A 15,498-nucleotide genomic window follows, 5' to 3' on the forward strand; every position below is an offset into this window, starting at 1 on the left:
GGGACCTGGGACCTACGGAACGGCCGTCCGGGATGGCCCAGGGTGGTGGAGACTCCTGCCGCTCCCGGATGAGAGAACCTGATCCATGTCCTGGCTGTCCCGCTTCAGCCTCGCGCAACGGGCCCTCGTCGGGCTCGTGTCGCTCGTCGCGCTCGCCTTCGGGCTGATCGCGATACCCCAGATCAAACAGCAGCTGCTGCCCACCATGGAACTGCCCATGGTGTCGGTGATCGCGCCGTACCAGGGCGCCTCGCCCGACGTGGTCGAGAAGCAGGTCGTCGAGCCCATCGAGGACAACCTCCAGGGCGTCGACGGCGTCACCGGCGTCACCTCCACCGCGAGCGAGGGCAACGCCGTGATCATGGCGTCCTTCGACTACGGCAACGACACCGAGCGGATCGTCGGCGACGTCCAGCAGGCCGTGAACCGGGCCCGCCACCAGCTCCCGGACGACGTCGACCCCCAGGTCGTCTCCGGGTCCACCGACGACATGCCGACCGTGGTCCTCGCCGTCACCTCCGACAAGGACCAGCAGGCGCTCGCGGACCAGCTCGACACCACGGTCGTACCGGTCCTGAAGGACATCGACGGCGTCGGCCGCGTGCAGATCACGGGCGTCCGCGACCGCCAGGTCACCGTCACCCCCGACGACGCGAAGCTCGCGCGCGCCGGTCTCACCGCCCCCGCCCTGGGCCAGGCCCTCCAGGCGGGCGGCGCGACCGTCCCGGCCGGCTCCTTCGACGAGGACGGCGCCAACCGCACCGTCCAGGTCGGCGGCGGCTTCACCTCGCTCAAGCAGATCGAGGACCTGATGGTCACCGGCGAGGGCGCGAAGCCGGTCCGCCTCGGCGACCTGGCCACCGTCGAGGAGCGGCCGGCCCCGGCCGACTCCCTCACCCGCACCGACGGCCGGCCCAGCCTCGCCGTCAACGTCACGATGGACCACGACGGCAGCGCGGTCTCCATCTCGAACGCGGTCAAGGACAAGCTGCCCGGCCTGCGCGCGGACCTCGGCTCCGGCGCGCGGCTCACAGTCGTCAGCGACCAGGGACCGGCCGTGTCCAAGTCCATCAAGGGCCTGACCACCGAGGGCGCGCTCGGCCTGCTCTTCGCGGTCCTGGTGATCCTCCTCTTCCTGGCGTCGGTCCGCTCGACGCTGGTCACCGCGGTCTCCATCCCGCTGTCCGTGGTCCTCGCCCTGCTCGTGCTGTGGACGCGCGGCCTGTCGCTGAACATGCTCACCCTCGGCGCCCTGACCATCGCCGTCGGCCGGGTCGTCGACGACTCGATCGTGGTCCTGGAGAACATCAAGCGGCACCTCGGCTACGGCGAGGAACGCAAGGAGGCCATCCTCGCCGCGGTGCGCGAGGTGGCCGGCGCGGTCACCTCCTCCACCCTCACCACGGTCGCCGTGTTCCTGCCGATCGGCCTGGTCGGCGGCATGGTGGGCGCTCTGTTCGGCTCGTTCAGCATCACCGTGACGGCGGCCCTGCTGGCCTCCCTGCTGGTGTCGCTGACGGTCGTGCCGGTGCTGTCGTACTGGTTCCTGCGCGCCCCCAAGGGCACCCCCGAGGACGCCGCCGAGGCCCGCCGCGGGGCCGAGGAGAAGGAGGCGAACAGCCGCCTCCAGCGCGCCTACGTCCCCGTGCTGCGGTTCGCGACCCGGCGCCGGCTGACCAGCGTGCTCATCGCGGTCGCCGTCCTGGCCGTCACCTTCGGCATGTCCGGCCTGCTGAAGACCAACTTCTTCGACCAGGGCGAGCAGGAGGTCCTCACGATCAAGCAGAAGCTGAAGCCCGGCACCAGCCTCGCGGCCACCGACGCCGGGGCCCGGCGGGTGGAGAAGCTGCTGGCGTCCACCGAGGGAGTGAAGGACTACCAGGTCACCGTCGGCTCCTCCGGCTTCATGGCGGCCTTCGGCGGCGGCACCGACACCAACCAGGCGTCGTACCAGGTGATGCTGGAGGACTCCGCGTCCTACGACGAGGTGCGGCAGCACCTGGAGGACGGGCTGAAGAAGCTCGACGGCGTCGGTTCGACCACCGTGTCGGCCGGTGACGGCTTCGGCAGCCAGGACCTGAGCGTGGTGGTCAAGGCGTCCGACCCGAAGGCGCTGCGGACGGCGGCGGAGCGGGTCCGCGCCACGGTCGCCGGCCTCGACGACGTCACCGACGTCACCAGCGACCTCGCGCAGAGCGTGCCGCGGATCTCGGTGCGGGCCGGCGCCAAGGCGGCGGCGGCCGGGTTCGACGACCAGAAGCTCGGCGCGGCGGTGGCGCAGGCGGTGCGCGGGACGACGGCCGGCAAGGCGGTCCTGGACGACACCGAGCGGGACATCGTCGTACGGTCCGCCAAGCCCGCGACCACGCTGGCCGAGCTGAGGAACCTGCGCCTCGGCCCGGTGCGGCTCGGCGACATCGCCACGGTGGAGCAGGTGGCCGGCCCGGTGTCCATGACCCGCATCGACGGGCAGCGCGCGGCCACCGTCACCGCCCGGCCGACCGGCGACAACACGGGCGCGATCAGCGGCAGGCTCCAGTCGAGGATCAAGGCGCTGAAGCTTCCGGCGGGCGCCACGGCCGAGATCGGCGGTGTCTCCTCCGACCAGGACGACGCGTTCAAGAACCTGGGCCTGGCCATGCTGGCGGCCATCGCGATCGTGTTCATGCTGCTGGTCGCGACGTTCCGCTCGCTCGTCCAGCCGCTGATCCTGCTGGTCTCCATCCCCTTCGCGGCGACCGGCGCGATCGGCCTGCTGGTGGCCACCGGCACCCCGATGGGCGTGCCCGCGATGATCGGCATGCTGATGCTGATCGGCATCGTGGTGACCAACGCGATCGTGCTGATCGACCTGATCAACCAGTACCGGGCACAGGGCTACGGCGTGGTGGAAGCCGTGGTCGAGGGCGGCCGGCACCGGCTCCGTCCGATCCTGATGACGGCGCTGGCGACGATCTTCGCCCTGCTCCCGATGGCCCTCGGCGTCACCGGCGAAGGCGGCGTCATCGCCCAGCCGCTCGCCGTGGTCGTCATCGGCGGCCTGATCACCTCCACCCTGCTGACGCTCCTGCTGGTACCGACGCTCTACGCGATGCTGGAACTGCGCAAGGAGCGCCGCGCGAGGAAGCGGGCGGCGAAGCGGGAGCCGAGCGCCGAACCGGCGCCGGAACCGGCTCGCGGCTGACCGCGAAGGAAGGGGGCCGCACCACCGGGTGCGGCCCCCTTCCCATGCCGGAGCGGCCGGAAACTACGGCAGCGCCAGCATCCGCTCCAGCGCGAGCTTGGCGAACGCCTCCGTCTCCTTGTCGACCTCGATCCGGTTGACCAGGTTGCCCTCGGCCAGGGACTCCAGCGTCCAGACCAGGTGGGGCAGGTCGATGCGGTTCATGGTCGAGCAGAAGCAGACCGTGCGGTCGAGGAAGACGATCTCCTTGCCCTCGGGCGCGAAACGGTTCGCCAGCCGGCGCACGAGGTTCAGCTCGGTGCCGATGGCCCACTTGGAACCGGCCGGGGCGGCTTCCAGGGCCTTGATGATGTACTCGGTCGAGCCGACGTAGTCCGCCGCCGCCACGACCTCGTGCCGGCACTCCGGGTGCACCAGGACGTTCACGCCGGGGATGCGGGCGCGCACGTCGTTCACCGACTCCAGGCTGAAGCGGCCGTGCACGGAGCAGTGGCCGCGCCACAGGATCATCTTCGCGGCCCGCAGCTCGTCCGGGGTGAGGCCGCCGTTCGGCTTGTGCGGGTTGTAGACCACGCAGTCGTCCAGGGACATCCCCATGTCCCGGACGGCGGTGTTGCGGCCCAGGTGCTGGTCCGGCAGGAAGAGGACCTTCTCGCCCTGCTCGAACGCCCAGTCCAAGGCCCGCTTGGCGTTGGAGGAGGTGCAGATGGTGCCGCCGTGCTTGCCGGTGAACGCCTTGATGTCGGCGGAGGAGTTCATGTACGAGACGGGCACGACCTGCTCGGCGATCCCGGCCTCGGTCAGCACGTCCCAGCACTCGGCGACCTGCTCGGCCGTCGCCATGTCGGCCATGGAGCAGCCGGCGGCCAGGTCGGGCAGGACCACCTTCTGGTCCTCGGACGTCAGGATGTCCGCCGACTCGGCCATGAAGTGCACACCGCAGAAGACGATGTACTCGGCCTCCGGGCGCGCGGCGGCGTCCCGGGCCAGCTTGAAGGAGTCGCCCGTGACATCGGCGAACTGGATGACCTCGTCACGCTGGTAGTGGTGGCCGAGCACGAAGACCTTGTCGCCGAGCTTCTCCTTGGCCGCGCGGGCGCGCTCGACCAGGTCGGGGTCGGACGGCGACGGCAGGTCACCGGGACACTCGACGCCCCGCTCGCTCTTCGGGTCGGCCTCACGGCCGAGCAGCAGCAGGGCGAGCGGACTCGGCTGCACGTCGAGCTCCGGGGTCTGGGCGGTGGTCACGACACGCACCCTTTCTACTTTTCGTCTAACTGACGCTATCTATCATAACTGGTTCACGTCACTTTGACGACGGCGATAACGTCGATGTGACGTGAATCCCGTCGGGCCCTCTCTCCGGGCCGCTGTCCCCTCGACGGGCCGTGTGCGAGCATGAGGAAGCAACACGAAAACGCGACCACGCGAATGCCCGGCCCGGAATGAATCCGCGGAAGCGCCGGTTGCACTGGTCGGCAAGCAGTCTCCGTACAACCCGGGAGAGATGTAGATGTCCGTATCGGACGAGACCACCACCGTCACCGACGGCATCATCCTGACCGACGCCGCCGCGGCCAAGGTCAAGGCCCTGCTCGACCAGGAAGGCCGCGACGACCTCGCGCTGCGTGTCGCCGTCCAGCCCGGCGGCTGCTCCGGCCTGCGCTACCAGCTCTTCTTCGACGAGCGTTCGCTCGACGGCGACGTCGTGAAGGACTTCGGCGGGGTCAAGGTCGTCACGGACCGGATGAGCGCTCCGTACCTGGGCGGTGCCACCGTCGACTTCGTGGACACGATCGAGAAGCAGGGCTTCACGATCGACAACCCGAACGCGACCGGCTCCTGCGCCTGCGGCGACTCCTTCAGCTGAGTCGATCACCGGACGGTGAAGGCGGCGGTCCCCGCGAAGGGGGCCGCCGCCTTCGTCCGTCCCGGCCGGACCGCCGTCCGTCGTCCGCAGGTTCAGCGCGGCCGCGGCGGCGCGTCCGGCCGCGGCGCGCCCGGCTTCGCCTCCGGTACCGCCCGGCCGTCCGCGCCGGTCACCGTCCGCCCGTCCAGCGGCGCGTGGAGCGTCACGGTCTTCGCGTACTCCTTGGCGACCAGCACGCACACCCGGTCCGGCCACGGCGTCTCGGTGACGGTCACCGCCACCCGGTCGCCGCTCTCCCGCGCCGTCACCCGGTAGTCGGCGCACACCCCGCCGGAGAAGCCCACGCGCAGCGTCCGCCCGTCGGCCGTGTACCAGCGCACCGGCACGCTCGGACTCGTCCCGCCCGTCCCGGACGGCGCCGGCACGGGAGAGGCGGACCCGGCCCCGGACGCCGTCGCCAGGTACGCCGGGTCGACCGCCGGATACGTCACCGTGAACGCCTCGCCTCCGGCGGATGCCCGCGCCCGGAACAGCCAGGACGGCACCAGCGTCCGCCGCCCGCCCACGGAGTGCGCGGCCAGCCCGAACACCGCCTCGTCCACCGTCACCGTCCCCCGCGCCCCCGCGGACGTCCCGCACGGCCGCTCCAGCCGGTCCTTCGGCGGCACCGGACTCGCGCACCCGCCGATCCCCATCCGGTGGCCGCTCCCGGCCTTCCCGTTCAGCAGCTCCAGCGTCCGCGCCGCGCCCAGCACCGGATACGTCTCGCCCTTCACCGGCGCGGCCGACAGCCCGTGGCCGCCGGTCGGTTCGCCTCCGCGGCCGACGCTCACGCCGGTCGTCCAGCCGTAGGTGGGCAGTCCGCCCACCACCGGATCGGCGGTCACCATCCGCCGGGCGCCCACGACCCGGCTCGCGTCGGTCTTCGCGGCGCCCAGCCCGGCCGCCTCCAGCACCGGCGCCGCCGCCTTCCGCGCGTCGGCCGCGCTCACCGGATCACCGGCCGCAGCGCCCGGGTCCGGGGAGCAGACGGTCACCTTGCGGCAGTTGTCGGTGCCGGGCGCGTACCGGCTGTACGACCAGTCGCCCGGCGCGTCCCGGCGCACCGTCAGGACCGGCCCGAGACCGTCCCGGCCGCCGACCCGCCAGAACCGTCCCTCGGCCACCGGCGTCCCTTCCATGCCGAGCGCCTCCGCCAGCCGGGCCACCCGCTCCCGGCCGGCCCCCGCCCCCGGCGCGTACACCGGCGCCGCGCCGGGCCCGTCCGGCAGCTCGCCGGCGGCCACGTACCGGGTGCCGTACGGGTCCGGTTCGCCGGGCGCGATACCGCCGGTGCCGGTACCGGTGCCGGTCCAGTCGTCCAGGGGGAGCGGCGGGGGAGTGCGGTGCTCGGCGGGCGCCGCCGCGTCGTCCGTACGGCCGCCCGGGCCGCCGCCGGCCGCGAGGCAGGCCGCGCCGCCGCCGGCGAGCAGCACGGCGGCGGTGGCGAGACCGGCGGCGAGGGCGGTGGGACGGCGCCGCCTCCGCCGCGTCCCGCGCTCCTCCGGGCCGCCGGAGTGTTCAGGGTGCTCGGTGTTCACCGCGTCGCTCCTCGCTCGTCGTGCCCCGCGTTCCCTGCGCGGGGGACGGCGATGGGACGCGGGAGGGCGGCGCGCGGTTCCCGGGGACGCGGCCCGGTCAGTCGCCGTAGTCCGACATCGCGTCCAGCAGCCGGGCGGACCGCGCCGGGACGGACACCCCGTGGATGCGGGACGGGGACACCGGACGGGACGCGGCCCGCTGCGGGGCCGCCCAGTGCGGAGCCATCCGGGCGCAGTCGCCCCACAGGGGAGCGAGGCCGCCGCCGGGCTCGGCCGGGGCGGAGGAGGTGACCTCGAGGTTCGTCATGACCGCACCGTACGCACGGCGCGGGCCGCGAAGAAAGATCTACTATCGGGTAGTTTCGTCAGCTTCAGCGACGGCGGCCGAGCGGGTAGCGTGAACTGTCAACCCAGCCTCCCGCAGGAGAATCCCCGTCGTGCGCATCGCAGTCACCGGCTCCATCGCCACCGACCACCTCATGACCTTCCCCGGCCGCTTCGCCGACCAGTTCGTCGCGGACCGGCTGCACACGGTTTCGCTCTCCTTCCTGGTCGACAACCTCGACGTCCGCCGCGGAGGCGTCGCCGCCAACATCGCCTTCGGCATGGGCCAGCTCGGCACCCGGCCCGTCCTGGTCGGCGCCGCCGGCTTCGACTTCGACGAGTACCGTGCCTGGCTCGACCGCCACGGCGTGGACACCGAGTCGGTCCGCATCTCCGAGACCCTGCACACCGCCCGCTTCGTGTGCACCACCGACGCCGACCACAACCAGATCGGCTCCTTCTACACCGGCGCGATGAGCGAGGCCCGCCTCATCGAGCTGAAGACCGTCGCGGACCGCGTGGGCGGCCTGGACCTGGTCCTCATCGGCGCCGACGACCCCGAGGCGATGCTCCGCCACACCGAGGAGTGCCGCTCCCGGAACATCCCGTTCGCCGCCGACTTCTCCCAGCAGATCGCCCGGATGGAGGGCGAGGAGATCCGGATACTGCTGGACGGCGCGACCTACCTCTTCTCCAACGAGTACGAGAAGGGGCTCATCGAGTCCAAGACCGGCTGGAGCGATGCGGAGATCCTCTCCAGGGTCGGCCACCGGGTCACCACGCTCGGCTCGCGGGGCGTGCGCATCGAGCGGACCGGCGAGGACCCGATCGAGGTCGGCTGCCCGGAGGAGGACCGCAAGGCCGACCCCACGGGCGTCGGCGACGCCTTCCGCGCCGGGTTCCTGTCCGGGCTGGCCTGGGGCGTCTCGCTGGAGCGCGCGGCGCAGATCGGGTGCATGCTCGCCACGCTGGTCATCGAGACCGTGGGCACGCAGGAGTACCAGCTGCGGCGCACGCACTTCATGGAGCGGTTCGTGAAGGCGTACGGCGACGAGGCCGGCGAGGAGGTCCGGGCCCACCTGAGCTGAGGGCCGGCCGGGCGGGGTCTCAGCTCACCCGGCGGACCAGGTACGCCGTGCCCTGTTCCGCCGGCTCCTCGCCCACGTACTGCTGTCCCCGCATCTCGCACCACGCCGGGATGTCCAGCCGGGCCGCCTCGTCGTCCGAGAGGACCCGGACGAGGCCGCCCACCGGGACCTCGCCGAACACCTTCGCCAGTTCGATGACCGGGATCGGGCAGCGCTTGCCGAGCGAGTCGACGACCAGCTCCTCGGCCCGGACGGCCGTCACCGGGACCGGTGCGCCCAGCTTCTCCCGGACGCCCGCCACCGCCTGCGGCAGCACCCGGAGGAACCGCTCCACGTCCTCCTCGGCCGTCCCCGCCGGCAGGGACACCCGGACGTTGCCCTCGCTCAGCACGCCCATCGCCTTCAGCACATGGCTCGGCGTCAGCGTGCCGGACGTGCACGAGGAGCCGGAGGAGACCGAGAAGCCGGCCCGGTCCAGCTCGTGCAGCAGGGCCTCGCCGTCGACGTAGAGGCAGGAGAAGGTCACGATCCCGGGCAGCCGGCGCCCGGCGTCGCCGACCACCTCCACGTCCGGCACCAGCTCCGGCACCCGGTCCCGGATCCGCCGCGTCAGCTCCCCGAGCCGTGCCGCCTCCCGGTCCGCCTCGGCCCGCACCGCGCGCAGCGAGGCCACGGCCGCCACGACGGCCGGGATGTTCTCGAAACCGGGCGCCCGGCCCGACTCCCGCTCGTCCACCGGCCCTTGGGCGGCGTACCGCACGCCCTTGCGCACGACGAGCAGTCCCACGCCCGACGGCCCGCCCCACTTGTGCGCGCTGGCCGCCAGCAGCGACCAGTCGCCCTCCACCGGCCCCCACCCCAGCGACTGGGCGGCGTCCACCAGCAGCGGCACCCCGGCGGCCCGGCACACCTCGGCCACCTCGGCGACCGGCTGCACGGTGCCCACCTCGTGGTTGGCCGACTGCAGGCACGCCAGCGCGGTGTCCGCCCGGAGCGCCCGCGCGTACCCCGAAGGGTCGACGGCTCCCGTCCGGCTGACGGCCACCCGGGTGACGTCCCCGCCCTCCGCCTCGCACACTTCCGCCGAATGGAGGACGCAGGAGTGTTCGACGGCAGACACGATCAGGTGGCGCCCCACCCGTCGCCGCCCGGCCAACGCCCCCGCGATCCCCATGTGTACGGCCCGGGTCCCGGACGGGGTGAAGACCACCTCGTCGGCCCGGCAGCCCACGGCCTCCGCGGCCGCCTCCCGGGCCGCGTCCAGCAGCATCCGCGCCTTGCGCCCCTCCCGGTACAGCCGTGCGGGATCGGCCCATCCCTCATCCAAAGAGGCCAACAGCGCCTGACGGGCCACGGGATGGAGGGGAGTGGCGGAAGCAGCGTCAAAGTAGGCCATACGGCAACGCTAAACCGCCGGTCGGCCCGGTGTCTCCAAGGGGTGCGCCGCCGGGCGCGACCAGCCACAACGCACCCGCAGCCGCCAATCAAGCGAACCACCCCACCCAGTAGGCACCCCTCCTCGCGAACCCTCGGAGAGGGTGGGCTAGGGTTTGGTCCGCATAAACATCCAAACCCCTGCCCGACGCAGGGCGGCGACCGACCAGCGAGAAGGCCGCAGCCAACCGCGCGGGCGAGACTCTCGGGAAGGCGCTACGTGAGTCCCAACGGCTCCGACCGCTCGCCGCGGCGCCCGATGCGGCGGAAGCTGCTGCAGGCACTGACCGCGGGCCTGGTCCTGGCGACCGCAACCGGTTGCACATACAAGGACTTCCCCCGCCTTGGCATGCCCACCCCGACCACGGAAGAGGCTCCGCGGATCCTCTCCTTGTGGCAGGGCTCCTGGGCTGCCGCGCTCGCCGTCGGCGTGCTGGTGTGGGGCCTGATCCTGTGGAGTGCTTTCTTCCACCGGCGCAGCCGCACCAAGGTCGAGGTTCCTCCGCAGACCCGGTACAACATGCCGATCGAGGCCCTGTACACCGTGGTCCCGATCATCATCATCTCGGTGCTCTTCTACTTCACGGCCCGGGACGAGTCGAAGCTCCTGGACACCTCCAAGAAGCCCGACGTCACGGTCAACGTGGTCGGCTTCCAGTGGAGCTGGGGCTTCAACTACGTCGAGAACGTCCCCGGTTCCACCGGTGACGCCAAGACCGACAAGAACCTGGACGCCATCCCGGACCGGTTCAAGGACCAGTTCCCGGCGAACGCCGGCGGTGTCTACGACGTCGGTACGCCCGGCACGCGGAACCCGCAGACGAAGAACCCCGGTCCGACGCTCTGGCTCCCCAAGGGCAAGACGGTCCGCTTCGTCCTGACCTCGCGTGACGTCATCCACTCCTTCTGGGTGGTGCCGTTCCTCATGAAGCAGGACGTCATCCCGGGCCACACCAACGCCTTCCAGGTGACCCCCAACAAGGAGGGCACCTTCCTCGGCAAGTGTGCCGAGCTCTGCGGCGTCGACCACTCCCGGATGCTGTTCAACGTGAAGGTCGTCTCCCCCGAGCGGTACGAGCAGCACCTCAAGGACCTCGCCAAGAAGGGGCAGACCGGTTACATTCCCGCCGGCATCGCGCAGACGAGCCACGAGAAGAACCGGGAGACGAACAACCTGTGAGCATCCTCAACGAACCCCAGGGTGCCGCGGCAGCTGAAGGCTCGTACGCCGACGAGCTGCCGGTCAGGCGCAAGCAACCCGGCAATGTCGTGGTGAAGTGGCTGACGACCACCGACCACAAGACGATCGGCACGCTGTATCTGGCGACGTCGTTCGCGTTCTTCCTGATCGGCGGCGTGATGGCGCTCATCATGCGCGCCGAGCTGGCCCGGCCGGGCCTGCAGATCATGTCGAACGAGCAGTTCAACCAGGCGTTCACGATGCACGGCACGATCATGCTGCTGATGTTCGCGACGCCGCTGTTCGCCGGTTTCGCGAACTGGATCATGCCGCTGCAGATCGGCGCGCCCGACGTGGCGTTCCCGCGGCTGAACATGTTCGCCTACTGGCTCTACCTGTTCGGCTCGCTCATCGCGGTGGCCGGCTTCCTCACCCCGCAGGGCGCGGCCGACTTCGGCTGGTTCGCCTACTCCCCGCTGTCGGACGCGGTCCGCTCGCCGGGCGTCGGCGCCGACATGTGGATCATGGGTCTGGCCTTCTCCGGCTTCGGCACGATCCTCGGCTCGGTCAACTTCATCACCACGATCATCTGCATGCGCGCTCCGGGCATGACCATGTTCCGCATGCCGATCTTCGTGTGGAACGTGCTGCTGACCGGTGTCCTGGTCCTGCTGGCCTTCCCGGTGCTGGCCGCCGCGCTGTTCGCCCTGGAGGCGGACCGCAAGTTCGGCGCCCATGTCTTCGACGCGGCCAACGGCGGCGCGCTGCTGTGGCAACACCTCTTCTGGTTCTTCGGACACCCAGAGGTGTACATCATCGCCTTGCCGTTCTTCGGCATCATCTCCGAGGTCATCCCGGTGTTCTCCCGTAAGCCGATGTTCGGCTACATGGGCCTGATCGCCGCGACGATCGCGATCGCCGGTCTGTCCGTGACCGTGTGGGCCCACCACATGTACGTCACCGGCGGTGTGCTGCTGCCGTTCTTCTCCTTCATGACGTTCCTGATCGCCGTACCGACCGGTGTGAAGTTCTTCAACTGGATCGGCACGATGTGGAAGGGCTCGCTGTCCTTCGAGACACCGATGCTCTGGGCGACCGGCTTCCTGATCACCTTCACGTTCGGTGGTCTGACCGGTGTCATCCTCGCCTCGCCGCCGATGGACTTCCACGTCTCCGACTCGTACTTCGTGGTGGCCCACTTCCACTACGTGGTCTTCGGCACGGTCGTCTTCGCCATGTTCTCCGGCTTCCACTTCTGGTGGCCGAAGTGGACCGGCAAGATGCTGGACGAGCGCCTCGGCAAGATCACCTTCTGGACGCTGTTCATCGGCTTCCACGGCACCTTCCTGGTCCAGCACTGGCTGGGCGCCGAGGGCATGCCGCGCCGGTACGCCGACTACCTGAACGCCGACGGCTTCACCGCGCTGAACACGGTGTCGACCATCAGCTCCTTCCTGCTCGGCCTGTCGATCCTGCCGTTCCTCTACAACGTCTGGAAGACCGCCAAGTACGGCAAGAAGGTCGAGGTCGACGACCCGTGGGGCTACGGCCGCTCGCTGGAGTGGGCGACGTCCTGCCCGCCGCCCCGGCACAACTTCGTCACCCTGCCGCGGATCCGCAGCGAATCCCCGGCGTTCGACCTGCACCACCCCGAGATCGCCGCGCTCGAGCAGCTTGAGCACGCCGGTCACGGCACCGCCGTCGCGGGCAGCAAGGAGGCCGGCAAGTGAAGATCCAGGGTCGGATGTTCATCTGGCTGAGCGTCTTCATCCTGATCATGGCCATCGTGTATGGCGTGTGGTCGAAGGAGCCGGCCGGTACCACGGCACTCTTCCTGGCCTTCGGCCTGTCCGTCATGATCGGCTTCTACCTGGGCTTCACCGCCCGGCGGGTCGACGCGGGCGCCCAGGACGACAAGGAGGCCGACGTCGCGGACGACGCGGGCGAGCTGGGCTTCTTCAGCCCGCACAGCTGGCAGCCGCTCATGCTGGGCTTCGGCGGCGCGATCGCCTTCCTCAGCATCGCGGTCGGCTGGTGGCTGATCTACTTCTCCGCGCCGTTCATCCTGATCGGCCTGTTCGGCTGGGTGTTCGAGTACTACCACGGTGAGAACCGCACCCAGTAGGGCGCGCCGAAGCACCGGGAGCCCGGACCTTCCTGACGGAGGGTCCGGGCTCCGCTCGTTTGCCGGAGCATCGTTCGCTCGGATGAGTGACTCACCATGCCGGTAGTCTCTTTATCTCATAGCGTGATCATATGAACCACACTGCGCGGACCCGTACCGTCGTCGGCTGCACCCTGCTGGTGACCGCCCTCGGTGCGGGCGTCACCGCTTGCGGTTCGGACGGCAACCCCCTGTCGGCCAGGCCGTACGACGCAGCGGACCTGATCTCCTTCAACGGCCCCGCCGAAGCGGGCGGGCGGGCCGACCCCGACAAGCCCCTGGAGGTCACCGCCAACAGCGGTGACGGCCGGATCACGGACGTCACCGCCCGGGACTCCACAGGGCGCTATGTGACGGGCGAACTCGCCGCCGACGGCAGCCGCTGGCACAGCACCTCCCCGCTGGCCGCGGACGCCCACTACACGGTCACCGTGAGCACCGAGGACGACGACGGCGCGCCCGGCCGCAAGGTCCTCTCCTTCGACACCAGCAAGCCCGCCGGCAAGAAGCGCCTGGGCGTCGTCCTCGGGCCGGGCAGCGGCACCTACGGCGTCGGACAGCCCATCACGGCCCAGCTCGACCAGGGGATCAAGGACAAGGCGCAGCGCGCCGTCGTGGAGCGGGCCCTGAGAGTGGAGTCCGTGCCGGCCGTGCCGGGCTCCTGGTACTGGGTGAACGACAAGGAACTCCACTACCGTCCCAAGGACTACTGGCCGGCCCACACCACCGTCCGGGTGCGCAGCAACCTCAACGGCGTCCGGATCGGCGACCGGCTGTGGGGCGGGACGTCCACACCGCTGAAGATCACCACGGGGGACCGGGTCGAGGTCGTCACGGACGCCGCCGAGCACCAGCTGACGTACTACAAGAACGGCCAGCCAGTCGAGCAGATCCCGGTCACCACCGGCAAGCCCGGCTTCGAGACCCGCAACGGCGTCAAGGTCGTCCTGGAGAAGCAGTACTTCGTACGGATGCGCGGCACCACCGTCGGCATCGCCGAGGGCACCTCGGACTCCTACGACCTGCCGGTGTACTACGCCACCCGGGTCACCTGGTCGGGCGAGTACGTCCACGCCGCGCCCTGGTCCGTCGGCTCCCAGGGCTACGCGAACGTCAGCCACGGCTGCACGGGGATGAGCACGTCCAACGCCGAGTGGCTCTTCGACAACATCCGCGAGGGCGACATCGTCAGGGTCGTCAACTCCGAGGGCCAGACCATGGAGCCCTTCGGCAACGGCTTCGGCGACTGGAACGTCGACTGGAAGAAATGGCGCACGGGCAGTGCCCTCACCGACAAGACCCCGGACGGCCCCGCCCCGGCAGAGGCGGTACGCCTCCAGCCGAGAGCGGTGTAGCGGCGCCCCGGAAGGGGCGCGGGAGCGTGTCGGAGGTGCGGCTGCCGCCGCGTGGGCGCGGGAAGACCCCGCCGGCCCGCACCCGCGCACGATCCCCGCGCCCCGGGCCGGCCGGCGCCCACGGCCCGTCCTACGCGCCCACAAGCCTCTTCTGCCGCAGCAGGGAGGCCAGCGCGGAGGCGAACTCCACCGGGTCCACCGGCAGCGTCACAGCCGCGTCCGCACGGCTCCACGTGGCCAGCCACGCGTCCTGCGGCCGTCCCATGAGCAACAGCACCGGCGGGCAGCCGAACACCTCGTCCTTGATCTGCCGGCACATGCCCATGCCGCCCATCGGCACGGCCTCGCCGTCCAGCACGCAGACGTCGATGCCGCCCTTGTCCAGCTCCCGCAGCACCGCGTCCGGAGTCGCGCACTCCACGAACTCCACCAGGGGGACGTCCGGAGCGGGCCGGCGTCCGGCGGCCAGCCGTACTTGTTCGCGAGTGGTGGAGTCGTCGCTATAGACCAGCACCGTGGCGGTCGGCTGCATTGTTCCTCCGGGACGTCGGCGTCGTACGGACGGGACGGGCAGGGCCGTCTGGGCGGATGCTACTCCCCCGAACACCACGTCAGCACCGGTTCGGCGGGCGGCAACACTCCGAACGGCACCCCCCGGAGTGAGCGCGAGATAAGCGACCGACATAATGTCGGTCGTGGCGACAGCAACGACAGTAGAAACAGGGCACGCGCACCCGTCGGTCAACCGGCCGAACCTCACCAGCGTCGGAACCATCATCTGGCTGAGTTCCGAGCTGATGTTCTTCGCGGCCCTCTTCGCGATGTACTTCACCCTCCGGTCGGTGACCGGACCGGACCACTGGAAGGAGATGGCGCACGCGCTGAACGTGCCCTTCTCCGCGACGAACACCACGATCCTGGTGCTCTCCTCCCTCACCTGCCAGCTCGGTGTGTTCGCCGCCGAGCGCGGCGACGTGAAGAAGCTCCGTGGCTGGTTCATCCTCACCTTCATCATGGGTGCGATCTTCATCGGCGGTCAGATCTACGAGTACACCGAGCTGGTGAAGAAGGACGGCATCTCGCTGTCCTCGGACCCGTACGGCTCGGTGTTCTACCTGACCACCGGCTTCCACGGCCTGCACGTGACGGGCGGCCTCATCGCCTTCCTGCTGGTCCTCGGCCGTACCTACATGGCCAAGAGGTTCACTCACGAGCAGGCGACCGCCGCCATCGTCGTGTCCTACTACTGGCACTTCGTCGATGTCGTCTGGATCGGCCTCTTCGCCACGATCTACCTGATCAAGTAGCCGGGATCGTTC

General features: G+C 70.5%; 13 protein-coding genes. 8 read left to right on the top strand and 5 right to left on the bottom strand.

The features are described from left to right. The first annotated feature begins 85 nt into the window (after window positions 1-85). Complete coding sequence (locus SCK26_RS27115; protein WP_318203949.1) at window positions 86-3,184, top strand: efflux RND transporter permease subunit; 3,099 nt, start codon at window positions 86-88, stop codon at window positions 3,182-3,184. 63 nt (window positions 3,185-3,247) lie between these two features. Here the strand turns inward: SCK26_RS27115 and nadA are convergent, their stop codons facing one another. Next, window positions 3,248-4,432: a quinolinate synthase NadA gene (gene nadA / locus SCK26_RS27120; protein WP_318203950.1), complete on the bottom strand. Its 1,185-nt coding sequence runs from the start codon at window positions 4,430-4,432 to the stop codon at window positions 3,248-3,250. 265 nt (window positions 4,433-4,697) lie between these two features. On the opposite strand from nadA, the gene SCK26_RS27125 reads away from it, so the two are divergent. Continuing rightward, entirely contained in the window at window positions 4,698-5,054 is a 357-nt protein-coding gene (locus SCK26_RS27125; RefSeq protein WP_030340884.1) for an iron-sulfur cluster assembly accessory protein, read from the top strand. A gap of 92 nt (window positions 5,055-5,146) precedes the next feature. Here the strand turns inward: SCK26_RS27125 and SCK26_RS27130 are convergent, their stop codons facing one another. Together SCK26_RS27130 and SCK26_RS27135 are read right to left on the bottom strand one after the other, a co-directional pair. Beyond that, on the bottom strand, window positions 5,147-6,634 hold the full coding sequence (locus SCK26_RS27130; RefSeq protein ID WP_318203951.1) for a hypothetical protein: 1,488 nt from the start codon (window positions 6,632-6,634) through the stop codon (window positions 5,147-5,149). Window positions 6,635-6,731: 97 nt separating this feature from the next. Next, window positions 6,732-6,941 carry a hypothetical protein gene (locus tag SCK26_RS27135; RefSeq protein ID WP_318203952.1) on the bottom strand — a complete coding sequence of 70 codons (210 nt, stop codon included), beginning with the start codon at window positions 6,939-6,941 and terminating at the stop codon, window positions 6,732-6,734. A gap of 130 nt (window positions 6,942-7,071) precedes the next feature. Between SCK26_RS27135 and SCK26_RS27140 the strand changes: the two genes are divergently transcribed. Continuing rightward, entirely contained in the window at window positions 7,072-8,046 is a 975-nt protein-coding gene (locus tag SCK26_RS27140; protein WP_318203953.1) for a carbohydrate kinase family protein, read from the top strand. 19 nt (window positions 8,047-8,065) lie between these two features. Here the strand turns inward: SCK26_RS27140 and SCK26_RS27145 are convergent, their stop codons facing one another. Continuing rightward, on the bottom strand, window positions 8,066-9,442 hold the full coding sequence (locus SCK26_RS27145) for a cysteine desulfurase/sulfurtransferase TusA family protein (protein WP_318203954.1): 1,377 nt from the start codon (window positions 9,440-9,442) through the stop codon (window positions 8,066-8,068). Between the two features lie 258 nt (window positions 9,443-9,700). On the opposite strand from SCK26_RS27145, the gene coxB reads away from it, so the two are divergent. From coxB to SCK26_RS27165, 4 genes are all read left to right on the top strand, one after another. Next, a complete protein-coding gene (gene coxB, locus SCK26_RS27150; RefSeq protein ID WP_318203955.1) occupies window positions 9,701-10,660 on the top strand; it encodes a cytochrome c oxidase subunit II in 960 nt (319 codons plus the stop codon). Beyond that, window positions 10,657-12,390: a cytochrome c oxidase subunit I gene (gene ctaD / locus SCK26_RS27155; protein ID WP_318203956.1), complete on the top strand. Its 1,734-nt coding sequence runs from the start codon at window positions 10,657-10,659 to the stop codon at window positions 12,388-12,390. Before coxB ends, ctaD begins: the two co-directional genes overlap by 4 nt. Next, complete coding sequence (locus SCK26_RS27160; protein WP_181792964.1) at window positions 12,387-12,785, top strand: cytochrome c oxidase subunit 4; 399 nt, start codon at window positions 12,387-12,389, stop codon at window positions 12,783-12,785. Before ctaD ends, SCK26_RS27160 begins: the two co-directional genes overlap by 4 nt. Window positions 12,786-12,916: 131 nt before the next feature. Further along, entirely contained in the window at window positions 12,917-14,179 is a 1,263-nt protein-coding gene (locus tag SCK26_RS27165) for a L,D-transpeptidase (protein ID WP_318203957.1), read from the top strand. Between the two features lie 130 nt (window positions 14,180-14,309). On the opposite strand, the gene SCK26_RS27170 is transcribed toward SCK26_RS27165, so the two are convergent. Then, a complete protein-coding gene (locus tag SCK26_RS27170) occupies window positions 14,310-14,711 on the bottom strand; it encodes a hypothetical protein (protein ID WP_318203958.1) in 402 nt (133 codons plus the stop codon). Window positions 14,712-14,865: 154 nt separating this feature from the next. On the opposite strand from SCK26_RS27170, the gene SCK26_RS27175 reads away from it, so the two are divergent. Next, a complete protein-coding gene (locus tag SCK26_RS27175; RefSeq protein WP_030616646.1) occupies window positions 14,866-15,486 on the top strand; it encodes a heme-copper oxidase subunit III in 621 nt (206 codons plus the stop codon). Window positions 15,487-15,498: the final 12 nt, after the last annotated feature.

This window comes from Streptomyces sp. SCL15-4 (genome assembly GCF_033366695.1).
Taxonomy (GTDB): Bacteria; Actinomycetota; Actinomycetes; order Streptomycetales; family Streptomycetaceae; genus Streptomyces.

Excerpts from the sequence above, each read along its gene's own strand:
- SCK26_RS27115 (WP_318203949.1), top strand. The coding sequence starts at position 86 with ATGTCCTGGCTGTCCCGCTTCAGCCTCGCGCAACGGGCCCTCGTCGGG.
- SCK26_RS27125 (WP_030340884.1), top strand. The coding sequence starts at position 4,698 with ATGTCCGTATCGGACGAGACCACCACCGTCACCGACGGCATCATCCTG.
- SCK26_RS27135 (WP_318203952.1), bottom strand. The coding sequence starts at position 6,941 with ATGACGAACCTCGAGGTCACCTCCTCCGCCCCGGCCGAGCCCGGCGGC.
- SCK26_RS27145 (WP_318203954.1), bottom strand. The coding sequence starts at position 9,442 with ATGGCCTACTTTGACGCTGCTTCCGCCACTCCCCTCCATCCCGTGGCC.
- SCK26_RS27165 (WP_318203957.1), top strand. The coding sequence starts at position 12,917 with ATGAACCACACTGCGCGGACCCGTACCGTCGTCGGCTGCACCCTGCTG.
- SCK26_RS27170 (WP_318203958.1), bottom strand. The coding sequence starts at position 14,711 with ATGCAGCCGACCGCCACGGTGCTGGTCTATAGCGACGACTCCACCACT.
- SCK26_RS27175 (WP_030616646.1), top strand. The coding sequence starts at position 14,866 with ATGTCGGTCGTGGCGACAGCAACGACAGTAGAAACAGGGCACGCGCAC.